Origin of the sequence: Mesorhizobium sp. M0496 (assembly GCF_040321205.1) — a bacterium.
In the GTDB taxonomy this organism is placed as follows: domain Bacteria; phylum Pseudomonadota; class Alphaproteobacteria; order Rhizobiales; family Rhizobiaceae; genus Mesorhizobium.
The window spans coordinates 91,126-113,086 of the sequence record NZ_JAMYRC010000013.1 but is presented as its reverse complement, the minus strand read 5'-3'; the positions used below and the strand labels follow the sequence as shown (position 1 = coordinate 113,086).

16 protein-coding genes are annotated in these 21,961 nt (G+C 64.2%); 4 read left to right on the top strand and 12 right to left on the bottom strand.

Annotated elements, in window-relative coordinates:
• Window positions 1–64: 64 nt before the first annotated feature.
• The 11 genes from addA to NKI73_RS14345 form a co-directional block, all read right to left on the bottom strand.
• Window positions 65–3,583, bottom strand: coding sequence for a double-strand break repair helicase AddA (gene addA / locus NKI73_RS14395; protein ID WP_352630662.1), 3,519 nt, complete (start codon window positions 3,581–3,583; stop codon window positions 65–67).
• On the bottom strand, window positions 3,580–6,714 hold the full coding sequence (gene addB / locus NKI73_RS14390) for a double-strand break repair protein AddB (protein WP_352630660.1): 3,135 nt from the start codon (window positions 6,712–6,714) through the stop codon (window positions 3,580–3,582). Before addB ends, addA begins: the two co-directional genes overlap by 4 nt.
• The gene (locus NKI73_RS14385) at window positions 6,711–7,439 is read right to left on the bottom strand and encodes a nucleotidyltransferase family protein (RefSeq protein ID WP_352630658.1); all 729 of its coding nucleotides are present in this window, start codon (window positions 7,437–7,439) and stop codon (window positions 6,711–6,713) included. Before NKI73_RS14385 ends, addB begins: the two co-directional genes overlap by 4 nt.
• Window positions 7,436–8,947, bottom strand: coding sequence for a tRNA (adenosine(37)-N6)-threonylcarbamoyltransferase complex ATPase subunit type 1 TsaE (tsaE, locus tag NKI73_RS14380; protein WP_352630656.1), 1,512 nt, complete (start codon window positions 8,945–8,947; stop codon window positions 7,436–7,438). The genes NKI73_RS14385 and tsaE overlap by 4 nt, the downstream gene beginning before the upstream one ends.
• 8 nt (window positions 8,948–8,955) lie before the next feature.
• Complete coding sequence (locus NKI73_RS14375; RefSeq protein WP_352630654.1) at window positions 8,956–11,511, bottom strand: sensor histidine kinase; 2,556 nt, start codon at window positions 11,509–11,511, stop codon at window positions 8,956–8,958.
• A 201-nt stretch (window positions 11,512–11,712) separates the two neighbouring features.
• A complete protein-coding gene (gene ahcY / locus NKI73_RS14370; protein ID WP_352630652.1) occupies window positions 11,713–13,113 on the bottom strand; it encodes an adenosylhomocysteinase in 1,401 nt (466 codons plus the stop codon).
• A gap of 179 nt (window positions 13,114–13,292) precedes the next feature.
• Window positions 13,293–13,604 (bottom strand): HPr family phosphocarrier protein, encoded by a 312-nt coding sequence (locus tag NKI73_RS14365; RefSeq protein WP_352630650.1) that lies wholly within the window; start codon window positions 13,602–13,604, stop codon window positions 13,293–13,295.
• Window positions 13,601–14,002, bottom strand: coding sequence for a PTS sugar transporter subunit IIA (locus tag NKI73_RS14360; RefSeq protein ID WP_056589309.1), 402 nt, complete (start codon window positions 14,000–14,002; stop codon window positions 13,601–13,603). The genes NKI73_RS14365 and NKI73_RS14360 overlap by 4 nt, the downstream gene beginning before the upstream one ends.
• A 164-nt stretch (window positions 14,003–14,166) precedes the next feature.
• The gene (locus NKI73_RS14355) at window positions 14,167–14,628 is read right to left on the bottom strand and encodes an HPr kinase/phosphorylase (protein WP_352630647.1); all 462 of its coding nucleotides are present in this window, start codon (window positions 14,626–14,628) and stop codon (window positions 14,167–14,169) included.
• A gap of 71 nt (window positions 14,629–14,699) precedes the next feature.
• Window positions 14,700–16,484: a sensor histidine kinase gene (locus NKI73_RS14350; RefSeq protein ID WP_352630646.1), complete on the bottom strand. Its 1,785-nt coding sequence runs from the start codon at window positions 16,482–16,484 to the stop codon at window positions 14,700–14,702.
• A gap of 21 nt (window positions 16,485–16,505) precedes the next feature.
• Window positions 16,506–17,207 (bottom strand): response regulator transcription factor, encoded by a 702-nt coding sequence (locus tag NKI73_RS14345; RefSeq protein ID WP_352630644.1) that lies wholly within the window; start codon window positions 17,205–17,207, stop codon window positions 16,506–16,508.
• A 340-nt stretch (window positions 17,208–17,547) separates the two neighbouring features.
• On the opposite strand from NKI73_RS14345, the gene NKI73_RS14340 reads away from it, so the two are divergent.
• From NKI73_RS14340 to NKI73_RS14325, 4 genes are all read left to right on the top strand, one after another.
• Window positions 17,548–19,173 carry a phosphoenolpyruvate carboxykinase gene (locus NKI73_RS14340; protein ID WP_352630642.1) on the top strand — a complete coding sequence of 542 codons (1,626 nt, stop codon included), beginning with the start codon at window positions 17,548–17,550 and terminating at the stop codon, window positions 19,171–19,173.
• Window positions 19,174–19,258: 85 nt separating this feature from the next.
• Window positions 19,259–19,696: an alternative ribosome rescue aminoacyl-tRNA hydrolase ArfB gene (gene arfB, locus NKI73_RS14335; protein WP_352630640.1), complete on the top strand. Its 438-nt coding sequence runs from the start codon at window positions 19,259–19,261 to the stop codon at window positions 19,694–19,696.
• Window positions 19,697–19,785: 89 nt separating this feature from the next.
• Entirely contained in the window at window positions 19,786–20,259 is a 474-nt protein-coding gene (gene lysM / locus NKI73_RS14330) for a peptidoglycan-binding protein LysM (RefSeq protein WP_352630638.1), read from the top strand.
• 105 nt (window positions 20,260–20,364) lie between these two features.
• Window positions 20,365–21,009: an alpha-ketoglutarate-dependent dioxygenase AlkB family protein gene (locus tag NKI73_RS14325; protein WP_352630636.1), complete on the top strand. Its 645-nt coding sequence runs from the start codon at window positions 20,365–20,367 to the stop codon at window positions 21,007–21,009.
• On the opposite strand, the gene coaA is transcribed toward NKI73_RS14325, so the two are convergent.
• Complete coding sequence (gene coaA, locus NKI73_RS14320) at window positions 20,996–21,955, bottom strand: type I pantothenate kinase (protein ID WP_352630634.1); 960 nt, start codon at window positions 21,953–21,955, stop codon at window positions 20,996–20,998. The two genes, NKI73_RS14325 and coaA, sit on opposite strands and share 14 nt — an antisense overlap.
• Window positions 21,956–21,961 lie beyond the last annotated feature (6 nt).

The window sequence follows — 21,961 nt, the reverse complement described above, 5'->3', positions numbered from 1 at the left end:
TTTCGAAATTTTTCGTCGCACCAAATGTGGTGGTGATCGCGCCCGTCTTCAAGCAGGTGTTGTGTCACGCTCCCGTGAGTCGAGCAAGGGCGTCATCCATGGCACCGGCCGGCAGCTCGATCAGCCGCGGCGCCTCGGTGAACAGCAGGGCCGCCTTGACCGCGCGTCCGGGATAAAGCGGCTGCAACAAAGCGCGATAGAGCGCGAGCTGCAGGACATAGGCCGGCGGGACCTCGGCCAGAGAGGCGGGTGCCGGCCGGTTGGTCTTGTAGTCGACGATCGATACCGAATCTGGCGTCACCGCCAGCCGGTCGATCTTGCCGGAAATCGAGCGCCTTTTGCCCTTGACCTCCAGGCTGCCCATGATCGCGACCTCGGCACGCGACGACGGCGCAAACAGCGGACCGAAGCTGGCGTCGGCAAGGATGGCGGTCACCGAATCCAGGGCCTTCTCCCGCTCTGACGGAGGCCATTCCGCACCGGTTCGTGCGAGGTAGCGTTCCGCCGCGCCCTGACGCTCGGGCTCGGCAATGCCAGGCAGCATCTGCAGCAGTTTGTGCAGGGCAAGCCCTCGCAGCACGGCAAAGCCAGGCTCCGCATCGGTGTCCAGCACCGGCGAAGCCTTGTCGACCACCGCTTCCTTGCCCTCGTCGATCAGCGCCGAGGCGCCGGATGGCGACAGCGGACGCGGCAAGTCCTCGAAAGGCGGCAGGGGCCGGAACAGGCCAGTCGGCAAAGGCTCGAAAACGTCGGCCTGCCGTACCTGCTCGCTGGATACCAGTGCGACCGGCGGCAGTTTGGTGACATGGAACCGATGCACCGGCTCGCCGCCGGCGGGATGGGGACGTTGCTCGCTCTCTGGAGCGCCGAGCAGCGCGCGGCTGACGATCGAGTGCCAGGTGCCGGCGTTCGGTGCCCGCTTGCCGTGATAGCCGCAGACGATCAGCCGGTCCTCGGCGCGGGTCATGCCGACATAGAGCAGCCGGCGGTATTCGTCGTCGGCGAGTTCTCTGGCCCGCACTGCCGCTGCTTTGGAAAAGCCATTGGCGACGTCGCTGGCCGAGCGCCAGAGATAGCCCTTGCCGTCCCAGTTTGCGCCGGAGCCATCGAAGGGCATCAGGCGCGGCAGATGCTGATCGCTGAACGGGGCGGAACCGCCATCGACCAGGAACACGACCGGTGCTTCCAGGCCCTTGGCGGCGTGCACGGTCATCACCCGGACCTCGTCGCGGGTTTGGTCCATCTCGCGCTTGATCTCGGGACCGGCGTTTTCCAACGTCGACAGGAACGCTTCCAGCCCCGGCAGGCCGGTCCGCTCCTCGGCAAGGCAGAAACTCAGGAACTCGTCGAGAATGTCGCCGGCTTCAGGCCCGAGCCGCGCGATCATCTTTTTGCGCACGCCATCGCGCGCCAGCAGCCCGGCATAGAACTCGAACACCGGCTTGAAGGCGGCTTCGCTCGCCCAGGTATCGAGCCGAGCGACGACCGCCGCCAGCCGCTCGCTGTCGCCGGCCTGGGTGCGCAGCGATGCGATCAATGACAGGCCAGATGGCCTCTCCGCGGCGAGTGTGAACAGCGTCTCTTCAGGCAAATCGAATATCGGGCTACGCAGCACGGCGGCGAGCGACAAATCGTCCTGCGGCTGGATCAGGAAATGGCCGAGCGCGATCAGGTCCTTGACCGCTATGTGACCGGGCAAGCTCAGCCGGTCGGCGCCGGCGACCGGAATGTCGCGGCGTTTCAAGGCGCGAGTCAGCGCATGGACGAAGCGGTCGCGCTTGCGCACCAGCACCAGCACGTCGCCAGGCCGCAGCCGCTTGCCGCTTCCTTCGATGATTTCGTCTGACCCGATCCAGCCGGCAATGGTGGCGGCGACATTTTCGGCGACGCGCACCGCCGGCGCATGCGCATGGTCGATGGCTTGCGTCCAGTCGTCGGGCTCGTCGACGACGTCGGCACCAACCGACGGCCACACCTCGACATAACCCGGCGCGTCGGTGCGGATCGCCTTGTGGCTCAGCGGATCGGGATCATGGCTGATGCCGCGCCGCACGAGGGGATCGGCGAAGACGCGGTCGACGGCGGCCAAAACGTCGTCGGTCGAGCGGAACGACCAGGTCAGCTTGAGGTCGGCAAAGGAAGCCTCGGCGTCGCGCACCCTGCCGGCAAACAACAGCCGGCTGTCGGCGAAGGAATCCGGCGCGGCTCCCTGGAACGAATAGATGGACTGCTTCTCGTCGCCGACAGCGAAAACCGTGCGATGGACATTGTCGCGGGCGCCGAAGCCGGCAAAGAACTCTTCCGCCAGCCGCTTCACAACCTCCCATTGATCCGGGCTGGTGTCCTGCGCCTCATCGAGCAGGATGTGGTCGATGCCCTGGTCGAGCTTGTATTGCACCCAGGGGCCGGCATCGGGCCGCGCCAGAAGGTTGACGGTTCGGGTGATCAGGTCGTTGAAGTCGAGAAAGCCGCGGCTGCGCTTTAGCACTTCATAGCGGGCGATCAGCCAGTCGGCGATGGTCAGCGCGGCAACCGTGCCTTCGAGCATCCGGAACAGCGCCAGCCGTTCGACGGTTTCGACGATGGCTTTTGTCGCCGAGAGATAGCGCTCCGCCAGATCCGGCAGCCGATCGACCAGAGCTTTCTTGAAGGCCTTCGCCGGGTCGTAGGCATCGCCATCGGTCTTGAGGAAGGCTCTTGCGAGCAATTGCAGACGGCGAATGGGGTCGCCCTCGGCGAAAGCCTGGCGCGCATAGGGCAGGATGTTGTTCAGCACCGCTCTCGCATCGGTGGCATCGGCGGCCTGGGCAAAGCCGGCAAAATAGTCCGGCAGGAAGCCCGGCAACGGCCAGACCGACGCCGCTATGCCCTCGGCGGTCTGGCCGGGGCGGAAATGGAATTCGTCGAAAAGCGCCTGGAAGCGCGTGCCGTCGCGGCCAATTGCGTCGATAAGATTGCGCAAGCCGTCACGCTTGCGCACGATCTCGCCCAGCAAGGCGTCGAGCCCGGCTTCGCCGCCGCGATCGAGTATGGTGGCAAAGGCCTCGGCCAGATCCCTGTCGCCCGCAGCAGTGCCGGAGATCATGTCGCGGCGCGCGGCGGCAAACAGCGATGCCTCCATCTGGCCGTCGAGCATCTCGAAATGGGCCGGAATGTTGGCTTCCAGCGGGAACTGGTGGAGCACCGATTCGCAGAACGCATGGATGGTCTGGATCTTCAGCCCGCCGGGTGTTTCCAGCGCCTCGGCGAACAGGCGCCGCGCCCGGCGCATGGTCTCGATATCGGGCCGGCGATCCTCCAGCGCCTCGACCTTTGCCGCCAAATCCGCGTCACCGAGCGTCGTCCATTCCGACAGTGTCGAGAACACACGATTCGACATGTTGGCGGCAGCGGCGCGCGTGTAGGTCAGGCACAGGATCTTCGACGGGTCGGTGCCGCGCAGCAGCAGCCGGATGACGCGCTGGGCCAGCACATGGGTCTTGCCGGAGCCGGCATTCGCCGACACCCAGGCGGAATTCCCGGGATCTGCGGCGCGGGCCTGGCTGGTCGCGGTGTCGCTGGGGATGGGATATGCCTTCTTCATGCCTCCCCTCCCTCGTCACCGGCGTCGCCGCCAGCCGACCATTCGAGCACGCGAGCGAGATGGTCGTAGTCTCCATCGGTCTCGCCTTCGCGAAACGGCAGCGCGCGCGACAGATAGCCCGTCGCCGGGTCGGCATAGTGGATCAACAGCTTTTCCAGCCGCGCCAAGGCCTCTTCGGCAAGATCGGTCGCGGTTCGCGGCTGGCGGTTGTGTTCGAGGATGGATTCCTCGAACACTTCGCCATTCGGCTTCAGCCTGATGAAGGCCAGTTGCGAGGGTTCGCGCGCGCCCAAATCCTTGAAAGCGCCGCGCCTGAGCAGCGCGCCCTCCAGCGCCAGTTGCGGCGCCAGCAGCGTGTGCGCCTGCGCCTTGGACGGCGAGGAGCCGGTCTTGTAATCCAATATGTCGGCCATGCCGCCGGCCAGCAGGTCGACCCGGTCGGCGTAGCCGGACAGCGTCACGCCGGACTGGCCGACGACGGTCTTGCCGGCGCGCTCCTCGGCATGCCGCCGTATCACCGCGTCGGCGCGCGTGCGCTCCCACTCGATGATGTTGGCGGCGAGTTTTTCAAAACGCGGCCACCACACCGCCTCGACATCAGCCGGAAGTGCGGCTTCGGCAAAACAGGCGCGGCCGGCGGCGATGAGACCGGCGAGCGCGTCGGGCGCTCGTGGGTCGGCCACACGTGCCGAGAACAGATGCAGGATGGCATGGAACAGCGTGCCGCGCTCGGCCGCTCCGGGGTCGCGGATGACCGGGTCGAGCGGCATCAGGCCGAGGACGCGTCTTGCGTAGACGGCGTATGGATCACGGCGCAGGGTCTCAATCTCGGTGACGGAGAAATGGCCGGGGCGCACTGACAAGGGCGGTTTCGGCTGCGGCCGTGGCGCGAAATCCTGCCTTGGGCCGGTGTCGAGCGAGCGCGCCCAGGCGAGCAGCTCGTCGCCGCGGCGACGTATCTCCAGCCCCTGGTCCTTGCCGATGAAGGTGAGCAGACGCTGCAACCAGCGCGACGGTACGGCGGGCGCATCGCCGGCACGCGCCGAGCGGGACAGCACCACCTTCTTCGCCCCCATGGCCATCTGGAAATCATGCGCGGCGAGGCCGATGCGCCGTTCCGGCGGTTCGAGGTCGATACCGGTCTTCATCAGCCGCGACATGAAGCGGTCGCTCTCCGGCTTGCGCGGCCACACGCCCTCGTTGAGCCCGCCGATAACCAGCGTATCGACAGTCTGCAAGCGCGCTTCCAGCGCGCCCCAGATGGCGATGTTCCTGTCGGTGCCTTGCGCCGGCTTGACCGTTTCTGGCGCGATCAGCGCCGCCATCACGTCTGGCCATTCGCTCGCCGCGAAGGACAGCGATGCGGAAGCAGCGACCAGTCCGCGCAGCAGTTCGGCAAGCTTTTCGCCGGCGTCACCGGCATAGAGTTCGCCAAGGCCGCCATCGGCGGTGCGGCCGAGATTTTCGAGTGCGACGACGCTGGCTGTGGCCAGTGCGGCAAGGTCGGCGTCATCCTGGCCCCGGAAAGCCGCAAGTGGCGCCAGTGCTTGCGTGAGACGTTCCAGCAAATTCCGCGCGCTTTCGATGGCGCGCACGGTCAACCGGGAAAACCAGAAGGGCGGCCGGCTGCCGCTGCCGAGGCCGGTGAGGCGGGCTTCGAATAGTTCCAGCAACGAAACGATGTCGGGACGGCCTGTGCCGCCGCGCAGCGCCACCAGTTCGACCAGTTCCGCCGCATGGCGCATATAAGCGCGTTCGAGGCCGAGGCCAAGCAGCGGATGCTTGAGCAGCGACAGCAGGCCAACCGGATCGCCTGGCCGGAACACCGCTTCGAGCGCCAGCCGGAGCAGGCTGGCCGGCGGGGTGTTGGCGAGCGAGGTGCCGCCGGAATCGTCGGCGACGACGCCGAAGCGCTGGAGTTCGATCGAGACGCGCCGCGCCAGCGCGCGGTCGCCGGTGACGAGAGCCGCCCTTTGGCCTGATACCTCGACCGCGCGCTTGAGCGCGACGGCGATGGCGACGGCTTCATCGCGTTCGCTGGCAGCTTCGAGCAAGGTCACCTCGGCGAAGGCGCTGGCAATGTCAGACGCCGGGAAACCGGCACGTGTCTCAGCCCAGAGTTCGGTGGTCTCGGCCGGCCGCAGCGCTTCGCCGACAAGAGCCGCGCGGAGCGCAAGCTGCGGCTCGGCCGCGCCGACCTCCTCGACGTCGCCACGCAGCACGCCGATCTTGCCGATCAACCTGGCGAGGCCATATTGCGGGTGGCCGAGCACGGCCGGGCGGGCGCCGGGCGCCGCGATCGCCTGGAAGGACGCTTCGTCCAGCGTCCGGTCGAGGCCGGGCAGCACGATGGCGCCGCCGGGTAAGCTGGCGATCGCGGCAAGCAGTTCGGCGGTGGCGGGTATGGAGCCGGTGGACCCCGCCGCGATGACGGGCCCGGCAGGCGGATTGCGCTGCAGCCGTACGGCCTCGGCGCGGATCAGCGCGCTACGATGCGCGGCCGGATTGGAGCGATCGCTCTCCGCAAGGAATTTCGGCCAGGCATCGGTGACAATGCCGAGGAATTCGAGCGTCACCTGCCACCATCCGGCAAGGTTGCCGGTTACCAGATCGGTGAGTTTGGCCCAGTCCGTGCCTTCCGTCTCGATCTCGTCCATCAGCCCCGCAAGATCGCGTGCCAGCCAGATCGCGTCGGCGGTCGAGGCCGGGATGACAATCTCCTCGGCGAAAAGGGCGGCGACATGGGCCGGCAGCCGGCGTTTCCAGGCCCGCACCAGCGGCGTCAGCAGCAACAGGCGCTCAGTCGCGGCTATCGGCGGCGCGAGATCGATCGCCGCCGCTGCCTCGGTCTCGAACGCGGCCTCATCCTCATCGAACTCGCCGAGTGGCCGGATGACCGGCAGGATCGCCGACCCACCGCCGCCGCGTGCCGCCAGGCTGTCGACGAAGACACCCCGCAAGGCGCGCGCGGCGCGGCGTGTCGGCACGTAGATGGTGACATCGGCCAAAGCGAGCGGGTCGCCGTCAAACCGAAACCCTGGAACGAGGCGACCATCAAGCAGCGCCTCGGCAAGCGTCGGCAGAAACGGCGCTCCGGGGGGAATTGAGAAAACGCGGCTCGAGCCGCTCATTGCGACTCGATTAACGCATCGGCGACCGCCGCTTCGGCGAGCGGAATGGCATCGGGTGTGCCGACGGTGATCCAGTGGCCATGCATCGGCATACCGAACAGGCGCCCGGCGGCAATGGCCGTGTCGAAATAAGCGTTGAGCGAGTGCGGCCCGGCCGGTGCATGCCTGAACAGGCGCGGATGGACGATCGCCGCGCCGGCATAGATCAGGCCTGCCGGATCGCCTTTTGAACGCCGCAAGCCACCATCCGGCGCTACCAGGAAATCGGTACTGCCGCAGTGTCCGGTCGCCTGATGGAGATCCGCCAGCATCAGCAGAATATCCATTTTCGCCGCGTCCCATGCAAGGGCGAGGCGCTTGAGATTGAGAGGACCGTCGTCGATCCAGAACGTGTCGGCGTTGAGGATGTAGAAGGGCTGCTCACCCAGTTCCGGCAACGCCTTGACGATGCCGCCGGCGGAATCGAGCAGTTTCTCACTCTCATCGGAGATAACAATCTTCGGCGACTGGCGCGCCGCGACATGGGCGACGATCTGTTCGGGAAAATAATGGACGTTGACCACGGCCTTGCCGACACCGGCGGCGGCCAGGCTGTCGAGGCTCCAGTCGAGCAGCGTCTTGCCGGCGATCCTGACCAGCGGCTTGGGAATGGTGTCGGTGATCGGCCGCATGCGTTTGCCGAGCCCAGCGGCAAGTACGATGGCAGTGTCCGGTTTTGCTGTCACAGCGCTCGCTCCTCCAGCAAACCGTTGGCGTTGTAGAAATCCCGCAGGCTTGCGAGCGCCGGATGAGACAAGGCCCGGCGCAGATAGTCGCGAATGCGCGGCAGGTGCTTCAGATAATAGGGCTTGCCGTCGCGCTTTTCGAGACGGACGAAGATGCCGAGGATCTTGGAGTTTCGCTGCGCCGCCATGATTGCGTAGGATTCCAGGAAACTTGCTTCGTCGAAAGCACCGGCTGCGTGGCGCGCCGCGATATAGGCATCCAGCGTCTGTTTCTCGATCTCGGGCGACATGGTGACGCGCGCGTCCATGGCGAGCGAGGCGACGTCATAGGCGGACGGGCCGATCAGCGCATCCTGGAAATCGACGATTCCCAGCCGGTCATGCCCTGAGCGGTCGCCACGCCAGATGATGTTGGGCGAATGGAAGTCGCGCAGCATCAGCGTGACTTCACGACCTTGCAGCCGGTCGAATAGCGCGTTCCATTCCCTGCGGTAGCCGGCGCGCAAGCTGTCGCTTGCCGGGCCGCCCGATATCGCCGGCACGTACCAGTCGACCAGCAGATCGGCTTCGATCATCATGGCGTCGCGGTCGAAAGGCGGCACGTCGTGGAAACCGCCCAACCCTGTTTCCAGGCGCTGCGGCCAAGTCCTGCCATGCATCATGGCCAACAGCTCGGCCGCCGCCGCGCAGCGCTCCGCCACCGGCTGGCCATCGCTGCCGAGAAATGCTTCAGAACCAAGATGTTCGAGCAGCAGGAATCCCTGATCCTGATCCTCGGCATGGATTTCCGGAACGCTGACGCCGCCGGCCTTCAAGGCACGGTCGATGGCGACGAAGGCCGAGACCGACTGCGCGGTATGAGCGATTTCGGCATAGGGCTTGCCGTCGCGCACCGGCGGGCCGAGCACCAGCCGGGGCGAGTTCATCAGCACTTGCGGCTTCCGGTCCGGCAGCGAAACGATCTCATAGGAGCGGGCCGAGGCATCGCCGATGAAATGGCGGCGCTGTGCTTCTCCCCAGCCTGCATTCACGAGAAAGTCGCGCATAGCCAGCGACCGTGCTGCCCGATCGAAGGCAGCACCCTGCCCCGACAGCCGCGCCAGCCGGCCCTCGCCATGCTGGATGAGTTCGATCAGGACCGTGGTTTTCGGCAGATAATCTTCCGCCCGTTCCGGCCATTCGACCAAGGCGGCGCCTTGGGTCAGGGCTTCGTCGAAGCCGAGCTCATCGATCTCGGCCGCCGAGGACAGGCGGTAGAGATCGAAATGATGGACCGGAATGCGGGTGTCGTAGCTCTGCACCAGCGTGAAGGTCGGGCTCGGCACATCGAGGCCGGCATCGTCGGCCAGGGTCCTGATCAAGGCTCGGGCAAGCGTGGATTTGCCGGCACCGAGATCGCCCTTGAGGGCAAGCACATCACCCGGGCGTAGCGACAGCGCCAGATCCTCGCCCAGCCGCGCTGTCTGTGTCTCGTCGGCGAGTAAACGCTCCAGCACCAATTCGGTCATCGAGCGCGCTACTCGGCCGCGGCGCGGATGCCCGGCATGTCGGGAAAGGTGCAGATGACGGTCGTACCCTTGTCCTTGCCGGTTTCGATGCGAACGCTGCCGCCATGCAGCTCGACAAAGCTCTTGACGATCGACAGGCCGAGACCGGCGCCGCGCCGGCGGCCGCCATTGGCGCGCGGCTCGAAACGGCGGAACACCGAATCGAGCACATCGGGCGGCATGCCGGGGCCGTCGTCATGAACCGAGAATTCCACCCCGTCTGCCAGATGGCGGCAAGTGAGCCGGATGGTGCTGGCTTCCGGCGCGTAGTTGGCGGCGTTGCTGAGCAGATTGTAGAGTATTTGGCGGACACGGATTTCGTCGCCGTGGAACGTCTTCGGCGCGGCAGTGGCGTCGACCTCGAGCCTGATCGAATGCTCTTCCAGCCGGTCGGCCACCAGTTCGGCCGCGGCCGCAATGGTGCGATCGACCTGTACCTCGGAAATGTCGAGCTGCATGATGCCGGCGTCCACCGTCGCTAGGTCGAGGATATCGTTGACGATGGTGAGCAGGACTGAGGACGACGAGCTGACATGCTCGACATATTCGTGCTGCTTCTGCGTTAGCGGACCGGTCGTGGGCTGCGACAGCAGTTCGGTGAAGCCGATGATGTTGGTCAGCGGCGAGCGCAACTCATAGGAGACGTGCTGGACGAATTCGTTCTTGAGCTGGTCGGACTTTTGCAACGCCTCGTTCTTGTCCTTCAGCGCCCTTTCGACATGGACGCTGTCGGTAACGTCGACGAAGGTCATCATCACTTGCCCGTTGGGCAACGGGATCATGGCGTAGCTCAGCACATTGCCGTTGTTGAGTTCGGTCTGGCCGTGGCGGTCGCGGCGCTCGTCGTCGAAGCCGGTGACGGCGGCCACGAAGCTTGGCCAGGGACTGTCCGCCGCCTGCCCGTCGCAAAGGTCGCGGATCGTGGACACATGGACATTGGGCTTGGCGGCTTCACCGCTCAAACCCCAGAGTGTGGCAAAGGCGGGATTCGACAGACGAAGCCTGCCGTCGGGGCCGAACACCGCCACGCCTTCGGCAAGATTGTCGAGCGTCTCGCCCTGGACGCGCACCGCCGTCTGGTAGCGGCTTTCGAGGTCCATCTTCTCGGTCAGGTTCTCGAACACCCAGGTCACGCCACCCTTGGGCTGCGGGTTGGCGACGACGCGGATGGTCTTGCCGTCCGGCAGATGCCACCAATGTTCCTGGGATTCGACAGCGCGATAGGCGCTGAGCAGGCCTTCCTTCCAGCGGCGCCATTCAGGTTGCTCGGCGATCTTGCCCTCGCTACGCAGCCGGTCGAGCAGCAGCGCATTGTCGGGAGCGCTGTGCAGGAAACCACTGTCGAGGCCCCACAGCTTCTGGAAAGCCTGGTTGAAGAACCGAAGCTTCTCGTCGGTGTCGAAAATGGCGACCGCCGTATTGAGCTGGTCGAGCGTGTCGGCATGGCTCCTGACGGTCCGCTCGTATTCGCCGCGAACCGTCTCGATAGCGCTGGTGTCGCAAGCAAGACCGGCCGAGCCATCGCTGCCGGCGAAATCGGTGACCGCGAACACACGGCGATCGCCTTCGATCACGGTGGAAAGCGACTGTTCGAAGACCGGATGCGTCTTGTGCTGGGCGGCAATTGCGTCGCGTGCCTGGCCGCCGAGGAACTCTTTTGCCTCCCGTACCGCGGCTTCGGCATTTTCAGCCTCGACCGCATCGGCATAGGCGCGGTTGACCCACTTCAGCCGCCCATCCTCGCTGCGCAGCCAGGCTGGCATGTTCAGCGCGTCGAGCAGGCCGATCATGGTGTCATGGTCGGCGGCCAACCGCTGGTTCTCGATCTTCAGCCTGGCTTGGCTGCGCTGCGTCTCCGAAAGCGAGACGAAGCGCACGAGCACATGCGCCGCACTCTTGCGGCCATGCACTTCGAGCGGCGCGCCGGCCTGCGATTCGATGACGAGGTCGAAGGGTTTCGCCTTTTCGCGCAATCCCGCAACGGCATGTTCAAGCGCCGCCGCCGAACGCGGCATCAGCCAGCGGCCGAAAGCAAGAAAAGCCGCCCTGTCCTCCGGAGCGCCGCTTTCGACGGGCAATGTGCCGATGAGTTCGGGCTTCTTGTTTTCCGCGGCCCAGACGACCACGCGCTGGTCGCGCAGATTGAGCAGCGCCTCCGAGCGGCGGAGCGCCGCGTTGATGTCGGCGAGGCGGCTCCTGAGCTCGACATTTTCCGCCGAGGTGCGGGCTCTTTCGCGGATGAGGACGATCGCCGATATCAGCGCAGCACCCGTCACACCGACAAACACCGCAAGCTGCATCACCTCGACGGCGCTCATGGAAAATCCGGCGACGGCGGAACCAGCGGTTTCGGCATGCGCGACAGCACCGGCCAAGGGGCCGGCAAGCGCGGAGGTGGCAAGGAAGATTGACGCGCGGGCGCGCCAGGACAGGCTTCCGTTTTGCAAGGCGGAGCCGGTGATCCTCGAATCGTCATGGCCGCCGGAAACGGCCCGTCCCGCTCTGTGCGGGTGTTGCCCCGGCATGTCTTGGTCCTCTCCGCCGCCTGAATGCAAGACCGCCCTGATGCGCACCTCTCTTGAACCCCTCTCGGGCCGGAAGCATCGCCGAATCACCTGACAATAAACCCTCGCCGAATCGGCGTGAAGGCTGATGGCGCGCAAAAATAAAGCCGGGCGAAAAGTCAATCGCCCGGCCTCAATATCTGGTAGTAATTTTAGCTTTGGTTAATAGCGGTAGTGTTCCGGCTTGAACGGCCCCTGCTGGGTGACGCCGATATAGGCGGCCTGCTCACCGGACAATTCGGTCAGGCGGGCGCCAAGCTTGTCGAGATGCAGGCGCGCGACCTTTTCATCGAGGTGCTTGGGCAGGACGTAGACCTGGTTCTCGTACTGGCCGGGCTTGGTGTACAGCTCGATCTGGGCCAGCACCTGGTTGGTGAAGGACGCCGACATGACGAAGCTCGGGTGACCGGTGGCGTTGCCCAGATTGAGCAAACGGCCTTCCGACAAAAGGATCATCCGCTTGCCGTCCGGGAAGGTGATCATGTCGACCTGCGGTTTGACGTTGGTCCATTTCAGGTTGCGCAGCGAAGCCACCTGGATCTCGTTGTCGAAGTGGCCGATGTTGCCGACGATCACCATGTCCTTCATCGAACGCATGTGGTCGAGGGTAACGACATCCTTGTTGCCGGTGGTGGTGATGACGATGTCGGCGGTCGGAGCCGCGTCTTCCAGCGTGACGACTTCAAAACCGTCCATCGCCGCCTGCAGGGCGCAGATCGGATCGACCTCGGTGACCTTGACGCGGGCGCCGGCACCCTTGAGCGAGGCCGACGAGCCCTTGCCGACGTCGCCATAACCGCAGACGACCGCGACCTTGCCGGCCATCATCGTGTCGGTGCCGCGACGGATGCCGTCGACGAGCGATTCCTTGCAGCCATACTTGTTGTCGAACTTCGACTTGGTGACCGAGTCGTTGACGTTGATGGCGGGGAAGGGCAGCAGGCCCTTCTTCTGCAGCTGGTAAAGCCGGTTGACGCCGGTCGTCGTCTCTTCGGTGACGCCGCGGATCGCCGCCTTCTGCTTAGTGAAGAAGCCGGGCGAGGCCTTCAGGCGCTTCTTGACCTGGGCGTAGAAGTACTCCTCCTCCTCGCTCTGCGGGTTGGACAGCACGTCCTCGCCGGCCTCGGCGCGCGCGCCGATCAGAATGTACATGGTGGCGTCGCCGCCATCATCGAGGATCATGTTGGAAAGGCCGCCGTCGGTCCACTGGAAGATCTTGTCGGTGTAGTCCCAGTACTGCTCGAGGCTCTCACCCTTGACGGCAAACACCGGGATGCCAGCCTCGGCAATGGCCGCGGCCGCGTGATCCTGGGTCGAGAAGATGTTGCAGGAGGCCCAGCGGATATCGGCGCCGAGCGCCTTCAGCGTCTCGATCAGCACCGCCGTCTGGATGGTCATGTGCAGCGAGCCGGTGACGCGCGCGCCCTTGAGCGGCTTCTTGTCGCCGAATTCCTCGCGGCTGGCCATCAGGCCCGGCATTTCGGTTTCGGCGATCTCGATTTCCTTGCGGCCCCAGCCGGCAAGCGAGATGTCGGCGACCACATAGTCCTTGCTACCCGTCATGGTAGTACTCCCTGCGAATGTTGTGCTGCGAATTGGTAGCGGATGCGCCCACGCCGGCCGGCGCGTCGAAGGGCGCGAATTGCCGGCCTGACTAGCAGATCGGGGCGAAGACGACAATGGGATATAAAGAAATCTTTATTCGTGCATGTCTCTCGGACATGCATTTGCGATGCACCGGATCAGCTTTCCTCGCCGAAACGAGACGCCACCAGCTGCTCAAGGGCGTCGATGACCTGCCGGGCCTCCGGTCCGCTGGCGGTAACACGGATCGAGTAGCCGGGGCTTGCCGCCAGCATCATCAGGCCCATGATCGAGGTGCCGCCGACTTTGACGCCGTCCTTCTCGACATGCACCGAAGCGTCGAAACCGCTGGCCAGCTGGACGAACTTCGCCGAGGCGCGCGCGTGCAGGCCGCGCTGGTTGATGATGGGAAAGTCCCTGGTGATCGTATCTTTGGCAATATGATCTTTTTCCGGGTACAGCGCGTTCATTTGCTGCTCAAAAGCTGGCTGGCGACATTGATGTATTTGCGGCCGGCCGCCTGAGCCTCGTCGAGGGCGGCCGCCATATTGTCGCCCTTGCGGATCGAGGAGAGCTTGATCAGCATCGGCAGGTTCATGCCGGCGATCACCTCCGTGCGGCCCGATTCCATCACCGAGATAGCGAGATTGGAGGGCGTGCCGCCGAACATGTCGGTCAGCACGATGACGCCTGTCCCGGTGTCGACACGGGCAACCGCATCGACGATGTCGCGGCGACGCTGCTCCATATCGTCGTCGGCGCCGATCGCCACGGTTTCGAAATTGTCTTGTGGCCCGACGACATGTTCCACGGCATGTCGAAACTCGGCGGCCAGTTGACCGTGCGTTACAAGCACGAGTCCGATCATTCTTTGGTGGCTCCCGTCATCGCCGCTTCACAGGCGCATATTATGCTCGCCAGCCATTCCTGGCGGCGGGAGCGCTATCTTGTCGACGCGCGGCCCGTTGACAAGCCCAAAATTGCGCAGGCCCATGCCATTTTGACGCATTGCAGCAAAAAAGCCGGGGCGGATCATAGAAAAGGCGCGATCGACAGCCGCGCCATCACGGCCGGCAAGGCCGTGGCAGCGTTACGCTCGGCGAGGTCGATACGCGGCACCGGGCAGCCTGCGACCGGCTCGCTGATTTCCTCCTGGAAACGGGCCATCTCTGCCTTGGGCACCAGCCTCACATGCAGGTCGATCACTCCGCCCGGCTCAAACGGCAGCGGGCGCGGCATGAACCCAGGTACTTCGGCGAGACCGGCGATGGTCGCCGGCACGCGACAGACCAGCCGCCCGGCGCGGGCCGCGGCAAGCAGCCTGTCGTCGCCGATCAGCCGCGAGAACAGCCCGCGCGCGCGGCAATGGTCCAGGAGTGTCAGCGCCAGCGTCGTCTTGCCGGCGCCGGACGGCCCGGTGATAAGGACGCCGCGCTCGCCGATCAGGATCGCGGTTCCGTGAATGTTTTCAGGCTGTGCAACTGAATCAGGCACGATCTTGCACGATCATGTTTTTGGATGAAGCATGATGATCTTGTCCGAAAACCGGTTTCCACTTTTCGGGATCATGCTTCGGCCGGCAGCGTCACGACAAAGCGCGCACCCTTGATCTCGCCGGGTTTGGTGCCCGGGATGTTCTCGGCGGTCAGCGTGCCGCCATGGGCCTCGACGATCTGCCTGGATATCGACAGGCCAAGGCCGGAATTCTGGCCGAACGCCTCGCCGGCCGGCCGGTCGGTGTAGAAGCGTTCGAAGATGCGGTCGATGTTGTCGGCGCGGATGCCGGGACCATTGTCGTCGACGGTGACAATGTTGAACTTGCCGGCGCGCGCCAGCGACAGGCCGATGTGGCCATGGTCCTCGGGAACGAAGGAGCGGGCGTTCTCGATCAAATTGGTGATGACCTGGCCGATGCGCAGATCATGGCCAACGACGAAATAGCCTTTGACGCCTTGCGGCAGTTTGGCGACCTTGAACTCGATCTCGACCGCCTTCTTGTTGCGCGTGGCTTCACGCGAAACGGCGACGAGATCGGTGATGAATTTCTTCAGGTCGACGTTCCCGGCATCTTCGCGCGCGAGCTCCGCATCAAGGCGTGAGGCGTCGGAAATATCGGTGATGAGCCGGTCCAGCCGCCTGACATCGTGCTGGATGATGTCCATCAAACGGCCGCGCGAATCGTCGTTCTTGGCCAGCGGCAAGGTTTCCACCGCGCTGCGCAGCGACGTCAGCGGGTTCTTCAATTCATGCGACACATCTGCCGCAAAGCTTTCGATCGCCTCGATGCGGGCGTAGAGCGCGTTGGTCATGTCGCGTATGGCGATCGACAGATTGCCGATCTCGTCCTGGCGGTCGGAAAAGTCGGGGATTTCCTCACGGCTCTTGACGCCGCGCCGCACCCGCACGGCCGCCGCCGACAGCCGGCGCAGCGGATTGGCGATGGTGGAGGCGAGCAGCAGCGACAGGATGGCGGTGACCAAGGCCGCGATGCCGAAGACGCGCAGGATGGCCTTGCGCTCGGCGGCAACGATCTTGTCGATGTCGCCGCCTTCGGTCGACAGCATCAGCACGCCAAGAACGGCGCGGAAGCGCTGGATCGGCACCGCCACGGAAACGATCTGCTCGCCCTGTTCCGAGACGCGAACGATGGTAGACGGGCTGCCGGTGAGCGCCTTGACCACTTCCGGGAAGGCGGCGCCATTGCCGCCCGGCTGCTCGTGATAGACCGGCAGCTCGGTGTTGCGGAAGAAGTCGAAGACGAATTTCTGGATGCGCTCGACCAGGTCGGGCTCTTCCTCTTCGACCGGCGGCAGGTCGTAGCGCAGGATCTGGCCGCGCGAATAGAGATGGCGCGAATCGAGCAGCAGATTGGCGTCGCGGTCATAGATGCGGGCGCGGGTCCGGGTCGGCGAGATCAACCTTCTCAGCACCGGCGCGACGCGCTCCGGGTTGATCGGGAAGTCGAGATTGTCGAGTTGGTCGGAGCCCGGTCCCAGGCTTTCGCCGGCCTGCAGCTCAAGCAGCTTTTCCGGGTCGATGCTGATCGAGTCCGTCTCGACCGTCGCCGACGCGGCGATCGCGCCGGCGATGATCTCGCCCTGGGTCATCAGGCTTTCGACGCGGGCGTCGATCAGCCCGTCGCGGAAGGTGTTGAGATAGAGGATGCCGGTCACCAGGACGGCAAGGCCGGCAAGGTTGAGGAAGAGGATACGCCGCGTCAGGCTGGAAAAGATATGATGGCCGAGGAAGCGGCGCATCGGCACCGTGATCTTCGACACGAAAGACGGCATGATCCGCGACGGCCGCCTGGAGGCGCCCGCCGGTCTGCTTCGCTGTGCTTCCACTGCCATCGAATAGCAGTCCCTGCTAACTTACGCTTCGCGGAACCGGTATCCGACTCCGTAAAGGGTTTCGATCATCTCGAAGTCGTCGTCGACGGCCTTGAACTTCTTGCGCAGCCGCTTGATGTGGCTGTCGATGGTGCGGTCGTCGACATAGACCTGTTCATCATAGGCCGAATCCATCAGCGCATCACGGCTTTTTACGACACCGGGACGCTGCGCCAGCGAATGCAGGATGAGGAATTCGGTGACCGTGAGCGTCACCGGCTCGCCCTTCCAAGTGCAGGTATGGCGCTCCTGGTCCATGACAAGCTGACCGCGCTCGAGCGAGCGGGCCGCTTGGCTTGGTGTCTTGGCCGCGGCTTCGCGGGCACTGGCACGGCGCAGCACGGCGCGCACCCGCTCGACCAGCAGACGCTGCGAGAACGGTTTGCGGATGAAATCGTCGGCGCCCATCTTGAGGCCGAACAATTCATCGATCTCGTCGTCCTTGGAAGTCAGGAAGATCACCGGGAGGTCGGACTTCTGGCGCATCCGGCGCAGCAGTTCCATGCCGTCCATGCGCGGCATCTTGATGTCGAGGATGGCAAGATTCGGCGGGCGTGCCGCCAATCCTTCCAGCGCTGACGCACCATCCGTGTAGGTCTCGACGCGATACCCCTCGGATTCGAGGGCGATCGACACCGATGTCAGAATGTTGCGGTCGTCATCGACAAGCGCGATTGTTGCCATTTCAAGCGGCTCCCTCATGAGCTGTCCCTTCTTTCGTAGAAGGGGCTTTTGCAGGACAAATTAGGTACAAAATGTGGCATAGGCCTTGTCCGCTGTCACGCGCGGCTTGCCGGCGGCCACAATCCTACCTCGATATGGATTGGACGAACGAACATCGCCAATCCTTTGGGCAACCGCGAAACTTTTTGCACATATAAACGATTTAAACAACTTTCAAAATATTTAAATCGATTAATGATTTGATATCATTTGGCTTTTCTGGTTCTGACCATTTCAGCCTGCGGTGCGGGCTTGCCGGAAACGTGCCGGCAAAGATGCGGCAAATCCAGAAGGGACACCCATGTCGGAAGTCGGCAAACGCAATTCCGCCTGCGCGATCGATCATATCGGCCTGAAAACCACCGGCATGGTGCGCTATAATTTCGGTGCAGCCGCGCTTTATGAGGAATCGATCCGGCGCGGCGAAGCCCGGCTGACCGCACATGGCGCGCTGGTCGCCGAGACCGGCCAGCACACCGGCCGCTCGCCCAAGGACAAGTTCGTCGTCCGCGACGGCGCCACCGAGCCGCATATCTGGTGGGACAACAACAAGGCGATCTCGCCGGCCCAGTTCGACACGCTGCTTGCCGATTTCCGGGCGCATGCCGCGGACAAGGATCTTTACGTCCAGGATCTGGTCGGCGGCGCCGATGAGGAGCTGAAGCTGCCCACCAGGGTGATCACCGAGTTTGCCTGGCACTCGCTGTTCATCCGCAATCTGCTCATCCGTCCGAATGCGGCCGAACTTGAGCATTTCGTGCCCGAGATGACCATCATCGACCTGCCGTCCTTCCGAGCCGATCCCGTCCGCCACGGCAGCCGCACCGAAACGGTGATCGCCGTCGATCTCACGCGCAAGATCGTGCTGATCGGTGGCACCTCCTATGCCGGCGAGATGAAGAAGTCGGTGTTCACCATGCTCAACTATCTGCTGCCGGCGAAAGGCGTGATGCCGATGCATTGCTCGGCCAATGAGGGTGCGGCCGGCGATGCCGCCATCTTCTTCGGCCTGTCGGGCACCGGCAAGACGACGCTCTCGGCCGATCCCTCGCGCACGCTGATCGGCGACGACGAGCATGGCTGGGGGCCGCACGGCATCTTCAATTTCGAAGGCGGCTGCTACGCCAAGACGATCAAGCTGTCGGCGGAGGCCGAGCCGGAAATCTTTGCCACCACGCAGCGCTTCGGCACCGTGCTGGAAAATGTCGTGCTCGATGTCCATGGCGTGCCGGATTTCAACGATGGAAGGCTCACCGAGAACACACGCTGCGCCTACCCGCTGGATTTCATCCCCAACGCCAGCAAGACCGGACGCGCCAACCATCCCAACAACATCATCATGCTGACCGCAGATGCCTTCGGCGTGATGCCGCCGATCGCGCGGCTGAGCCCGGCGCAGGCGATGTATCATTTCCTGTCCGGTTACACCGCCAAGGTGGCCGGGACCGAAAAGGGCGTGACCGAGCCCGAAGCGACGTTTTCGACCTGCTTCGGTGCCCCCTTCATGCCACGTCATCCATCGGAATACGGCAATCTGCTGCGTGAACTGATTGCACGCCATGGTGCCGATTGCTGGCTGGTCAACACCGGCTGGACCGGCGGCGCCTACGGCACCGGCAAGCGGATGCCGATCAAGGCGACGCGGGCCTTGCTTGCCGCCGCACTCGACGGCTCGCTGAAGACGGCCGAGTTCCGCACCGACCCGCATTTCGGTTTCGAGGTGCCGGTGGCGGTTCGCGGCGTCGACAGCGCCATTCTCGACCCGATGATTCTGGACCCTCGGGCGACCTGGGCGGACAAGGCCGGCTATGACCTGCAGGCGACAAGACTGGTCGGCATGTTTGCCGTCAACTTCGAGAAATTCGAAAGCCATGTCGACGCCGTGGTGCTGGGTGCCGCGCCGCGCATGCAGGAAGCGGCGGAGTAATCACGCCATCCGGCTCGGCTATCGTTGAAAGGCCCGGTTTCGATCGGGCCTTTTCTTTTTCGATCCGCCGCGCCATGACTGCGGCATGGCGAACGACGACAACATCATCATATCCGACGATGCGGTGATCTACCCGGGCGACCTGCACGAGGACTTCATCCGTTCGTCCGGTCCGGGCGGCCAGAACGTCAACAAGGTGGCGACAGCGGTGCAACTGCGCTTCGACGCGGCCAACGCGACGGGCCTGTCGGAGCGCGTGCGCGAGCGGGCGATCAAGCTTGCCGGCCAGCGCGCCACCAAGGACGGTGTCATCGTCATCGAGGCAGGCCGCTTCCGCACCCAGGAACAGAACCGGGCGGACGCACGCGCACGGCTTACGGCGCTGGTCGCCAAGGCCGCCGAACCGCCGCCGCCGCCGCGCAAGAAGACGCGGCCGTCGAAGGGCGCCGTGGAGCGGCGGCTGAAGAGCAAGGCCGGACGCGGCACGATCAAGAAACTACGCGGCCGGGTGGAGAACGATTAAGCACCACACCAATAACGCGCTCAAAACGACTTCCCATTTCGCATCGCAGATGCAAGGTTCCCTCATTGCCACAGCAAGGGAGACCAAAGATGGGCATGTTCGATTTCGTCAAGAGCGTCGGCAAGAAACTGGGCATCGGCGGCGACGAAGAAGCCGCACCCACGGCCGATACACTCAAGAAGGAGCTCGATTCGCACAAGCTCGGCACCGATGGCGTCGAGGTCGTCGTCAAGGGTGATACGGCAGTACTCAAGGGTGTGGTCAAGGACCAGTCGATCTTCGAAAAGGCGGTCATCGCCGTCGGCAACACGCTTGGCGTCTCCAAGGTGCAGGCGGACGAATTGCAGGTCGCGCCAGAGGCCGGCAAGACCGCGGCCCCAGCCAAGGAACCCACCTTCTATACTGTCCAGAAGGGCGACAATCTCTGGAAGATCGCCGAGAAGAGCTACGGCAAGGGCAAGGGTGTCAAGAACACGGTCATCTTCGAGGCCAACAAGCCGATGCTGACCCATCCCGACAAGATCTATCCGGGCCAGGTGCTGCGGATACCGGACCTGGCCTGATCGGGGCGAACTGCGAATTAGGCATGAGCGGCGGCTTTCGGGTCGCCGTTTTCATTCGATCGTGACATTTTACGGTTCCGAACTCTTCGCGAGGTGACCGAATCCGTGCTTGTCCTGCCCAAAGGCGTCCGCCACATGCCGGCTTACCTGTCACGCAGCGTGCAGGAAGCGCTGGTCGAGGAGGTGAGAAATATCGTGCAGCAGGCGCCGCTGTTCGTGCCGGCCATGCCGCGCACCGGCAAGGAGATGAGCGTTCGCATGACCAATTGCGGCCCGCTCGGCTGGGTCACCGACAAGGAGCAGGGCTACCGCTACCAGCCGACCCATCCGGTGACCGGAGCGCCATGGCCGCCAATCCCGGAGGCATTGCTCGAGCTGTGGCGGCAGGTCTCTGGCTATCCGCATCCGCCTGAGGCGTGCCTGGTCAATTTCTATACGCCGGAAGCAAAAATGGGCCTGCACCAGGACCGCGACGAGGCCGATTTTTCGGCGCCGGTGGTTTCCGTCTCGCTCGGCGACGACTGCCTGTTCCGGGTCGGCCAAGTGACGGGCGAGGGGGCGACGCGCGATGGTGCCACCAAGTCGTTCCGACTGAAAAGCGGCGATGTCGTGGTGCTCGGCGGCGAGGGGCGGCTGTGCTTTCACGGCGTCGATCGGATCTATCCCTCGACCTCGGCGCTGCTGAAAAATGGCGGCCGCATCAACCTGACGCTGCGACGGGTGACGAAGCCGGCCGTCACAGCTTCCTGAGCGCCACTTCCTCAACGAGATGGTCGGCGCCCTTGCGCAGGATCAAGTCGGCGCGGGCCCGCGTCGGCAGGATGTTTTCGCGCAGATTCTTCAGATTGATGTTCGTCCACAGGCCTTCGGCGATGGCGCGCGCCGAACCCTCCGAGAGCTGCGAATAGCGGTGAAAGAAGGAGTCCGGGTTGCGGAAGGCGGTCTCGCGCAGCCGCATGAAGCGGGAGATGTACCAATTGTGGATCAGCTTCTCGTCGGCGTCGATATAGATGGCGAAGTCGAAGAAATCCGACAGGAAGGGCACGATCTTGCCGTCCTGCGGCAGCTTGCCTGGCTGCAGGACATTGATGCCTTCGAAGATCAGGATGTCGGGCCGGTCGATGGTGACGAACTCGCCGGGAATGACGTCATAGGTCAGGTGCGAATAGACCGGCGCGCGGACATCGGGCAGCGCCGACTTGATGCCCGAGAGGAAGCGCAGCAGCGCGCCGACGTCGTAGCTGTCTGGAAAACCCTTGCGTTCCATCAGGTTCTCGCGGCGCAGCACCTCGTTGGGCAGCAGGAAGCCGTCGGTGGTGATGAGGTCGACCTTGGGGCTCGACGGCCAACGCGCCAACAGCTCCTTCAACACGCGCGCCGTGGTCGATTTGCCGACCGCGACGGAACCGGCAATGCCGATGATGAAAGGCGTCTTGACGATGTCCACCGCGTTGAAGAAGGCCTGGCGTTGCCTGAACAGCAGCTGGCTCGCCTCGACATGCGCGGACAAAAGCCGCGACAGCGACAGATAGATGCGCTTGACCTCTTCGAGGTCGATCGGGTCGTTGAGCGAACGCAGGCGGCGGAATTCGTCCGCGCTCAGCGTCAATGGCGTGTCGGCGCGGAATTGCGACCATTGCTCGGCGGAGAAGAAACGAAAGGGGGAATATTTCTCGGTTGGCGCGAGCTGATCCATCGAGAT

What these genes read in the sequence shown, in the direction of transcription:
- ahcY (WP_352630652.1), bottom strand. Translation starts at nt 13,113, where the DNA reads ATGACGGGTAGCAAGGACTATGTGGTCGCCGACATCTCGCTTGCCGGC.
- NKI73_RS14360 (WP_056589309.1), bottom strand. Translation starts at nt 14,002, where the DNA reads ATGATCGGACTCGTGCTTGTAACGCACGGTCAACTGGCCGCCGAGTTT.
- NKI73_RS14365 (WP_352630650.1), bottom strand. Translation starts at nt 13,604, where the DNA reads ATGAACGCGCTGTACCCGGAAAAAGATCATATTGCCAAAGATACGATC.
- arfB (WP_352630640.1), top strand. Translation starts at nt 19,259, where the DNA reads ATGGCGAACGACGACAACATCATCATATCCGACGATGCGGTGATCTAC.
- lysM (WP_352630638.1), top strand. Translation starts at nt 19,786, where the DNA reads ATGGGCATGTTCGATTTCGTCAAGAGCGTCGGCAAGAAACTGGGCATC.
- coaA (WP_352630634.1), bottom strand. Translation starts at nt 21,955, where the DNA reads ATGGATCAGCTCGCGCCAACCGAGAAATATTCCCCCTTTCGTTTCTTC.
- NKI73_RS14345 (WP_352630644.1), bottom strand. Translation starts at nt 17,207, where the DNA reads ATGGCAACAATCGCGCTTGTCGATGACGACCGCAACATTCTGACATCG.
- addA (WP_352630662.1), bottom strand. Translation starts at nt 3,583, where the DNA reads ATGAAGAAGGCATATCCCATCCCCAGCGACACCGCGACCAGCCAGGCC.
- NKI73_RS14350 (WP_352630646.1), bottom strand. Translation starts at nt 16,484, where the DNA reads ATGGCAGTGGAAGCACAGCGAAGCAGACCGGCGGGCGCCTCCAGGCGG.
- addB (WP_352630660.1), bottom strand. Translation starts at nt 6,714, where the DNA reads ATGAGCGGCTCGAGCCGCGTTTTCTCAATTCCCCCCGGAGCGCCGTTT.
- tsaE (WP_352630656.1), bottom strand. Translation starts at nt 8,947, where the DNA reads ATGACCGAATTGGTGCTGGAGCGTTTACTCGCCGACGAGACACAGACA.
- NKI73_RS14375 (WP_352630654.1), bottom strand. Translation starts at nt 11,511, where the DNA reads ATGCCGGGGCAACACCCGCACAGAGCGGGACGGGCCGTTTCCGGCGGC.
- NKI73_RS14340 (WP_352630642.1), top strand. Translation starts at nt 17,548, where the DNA reads ATGTCGGAAGTCGGCAAACGCAATTCCGCCTGCGCGATCGATCATATC.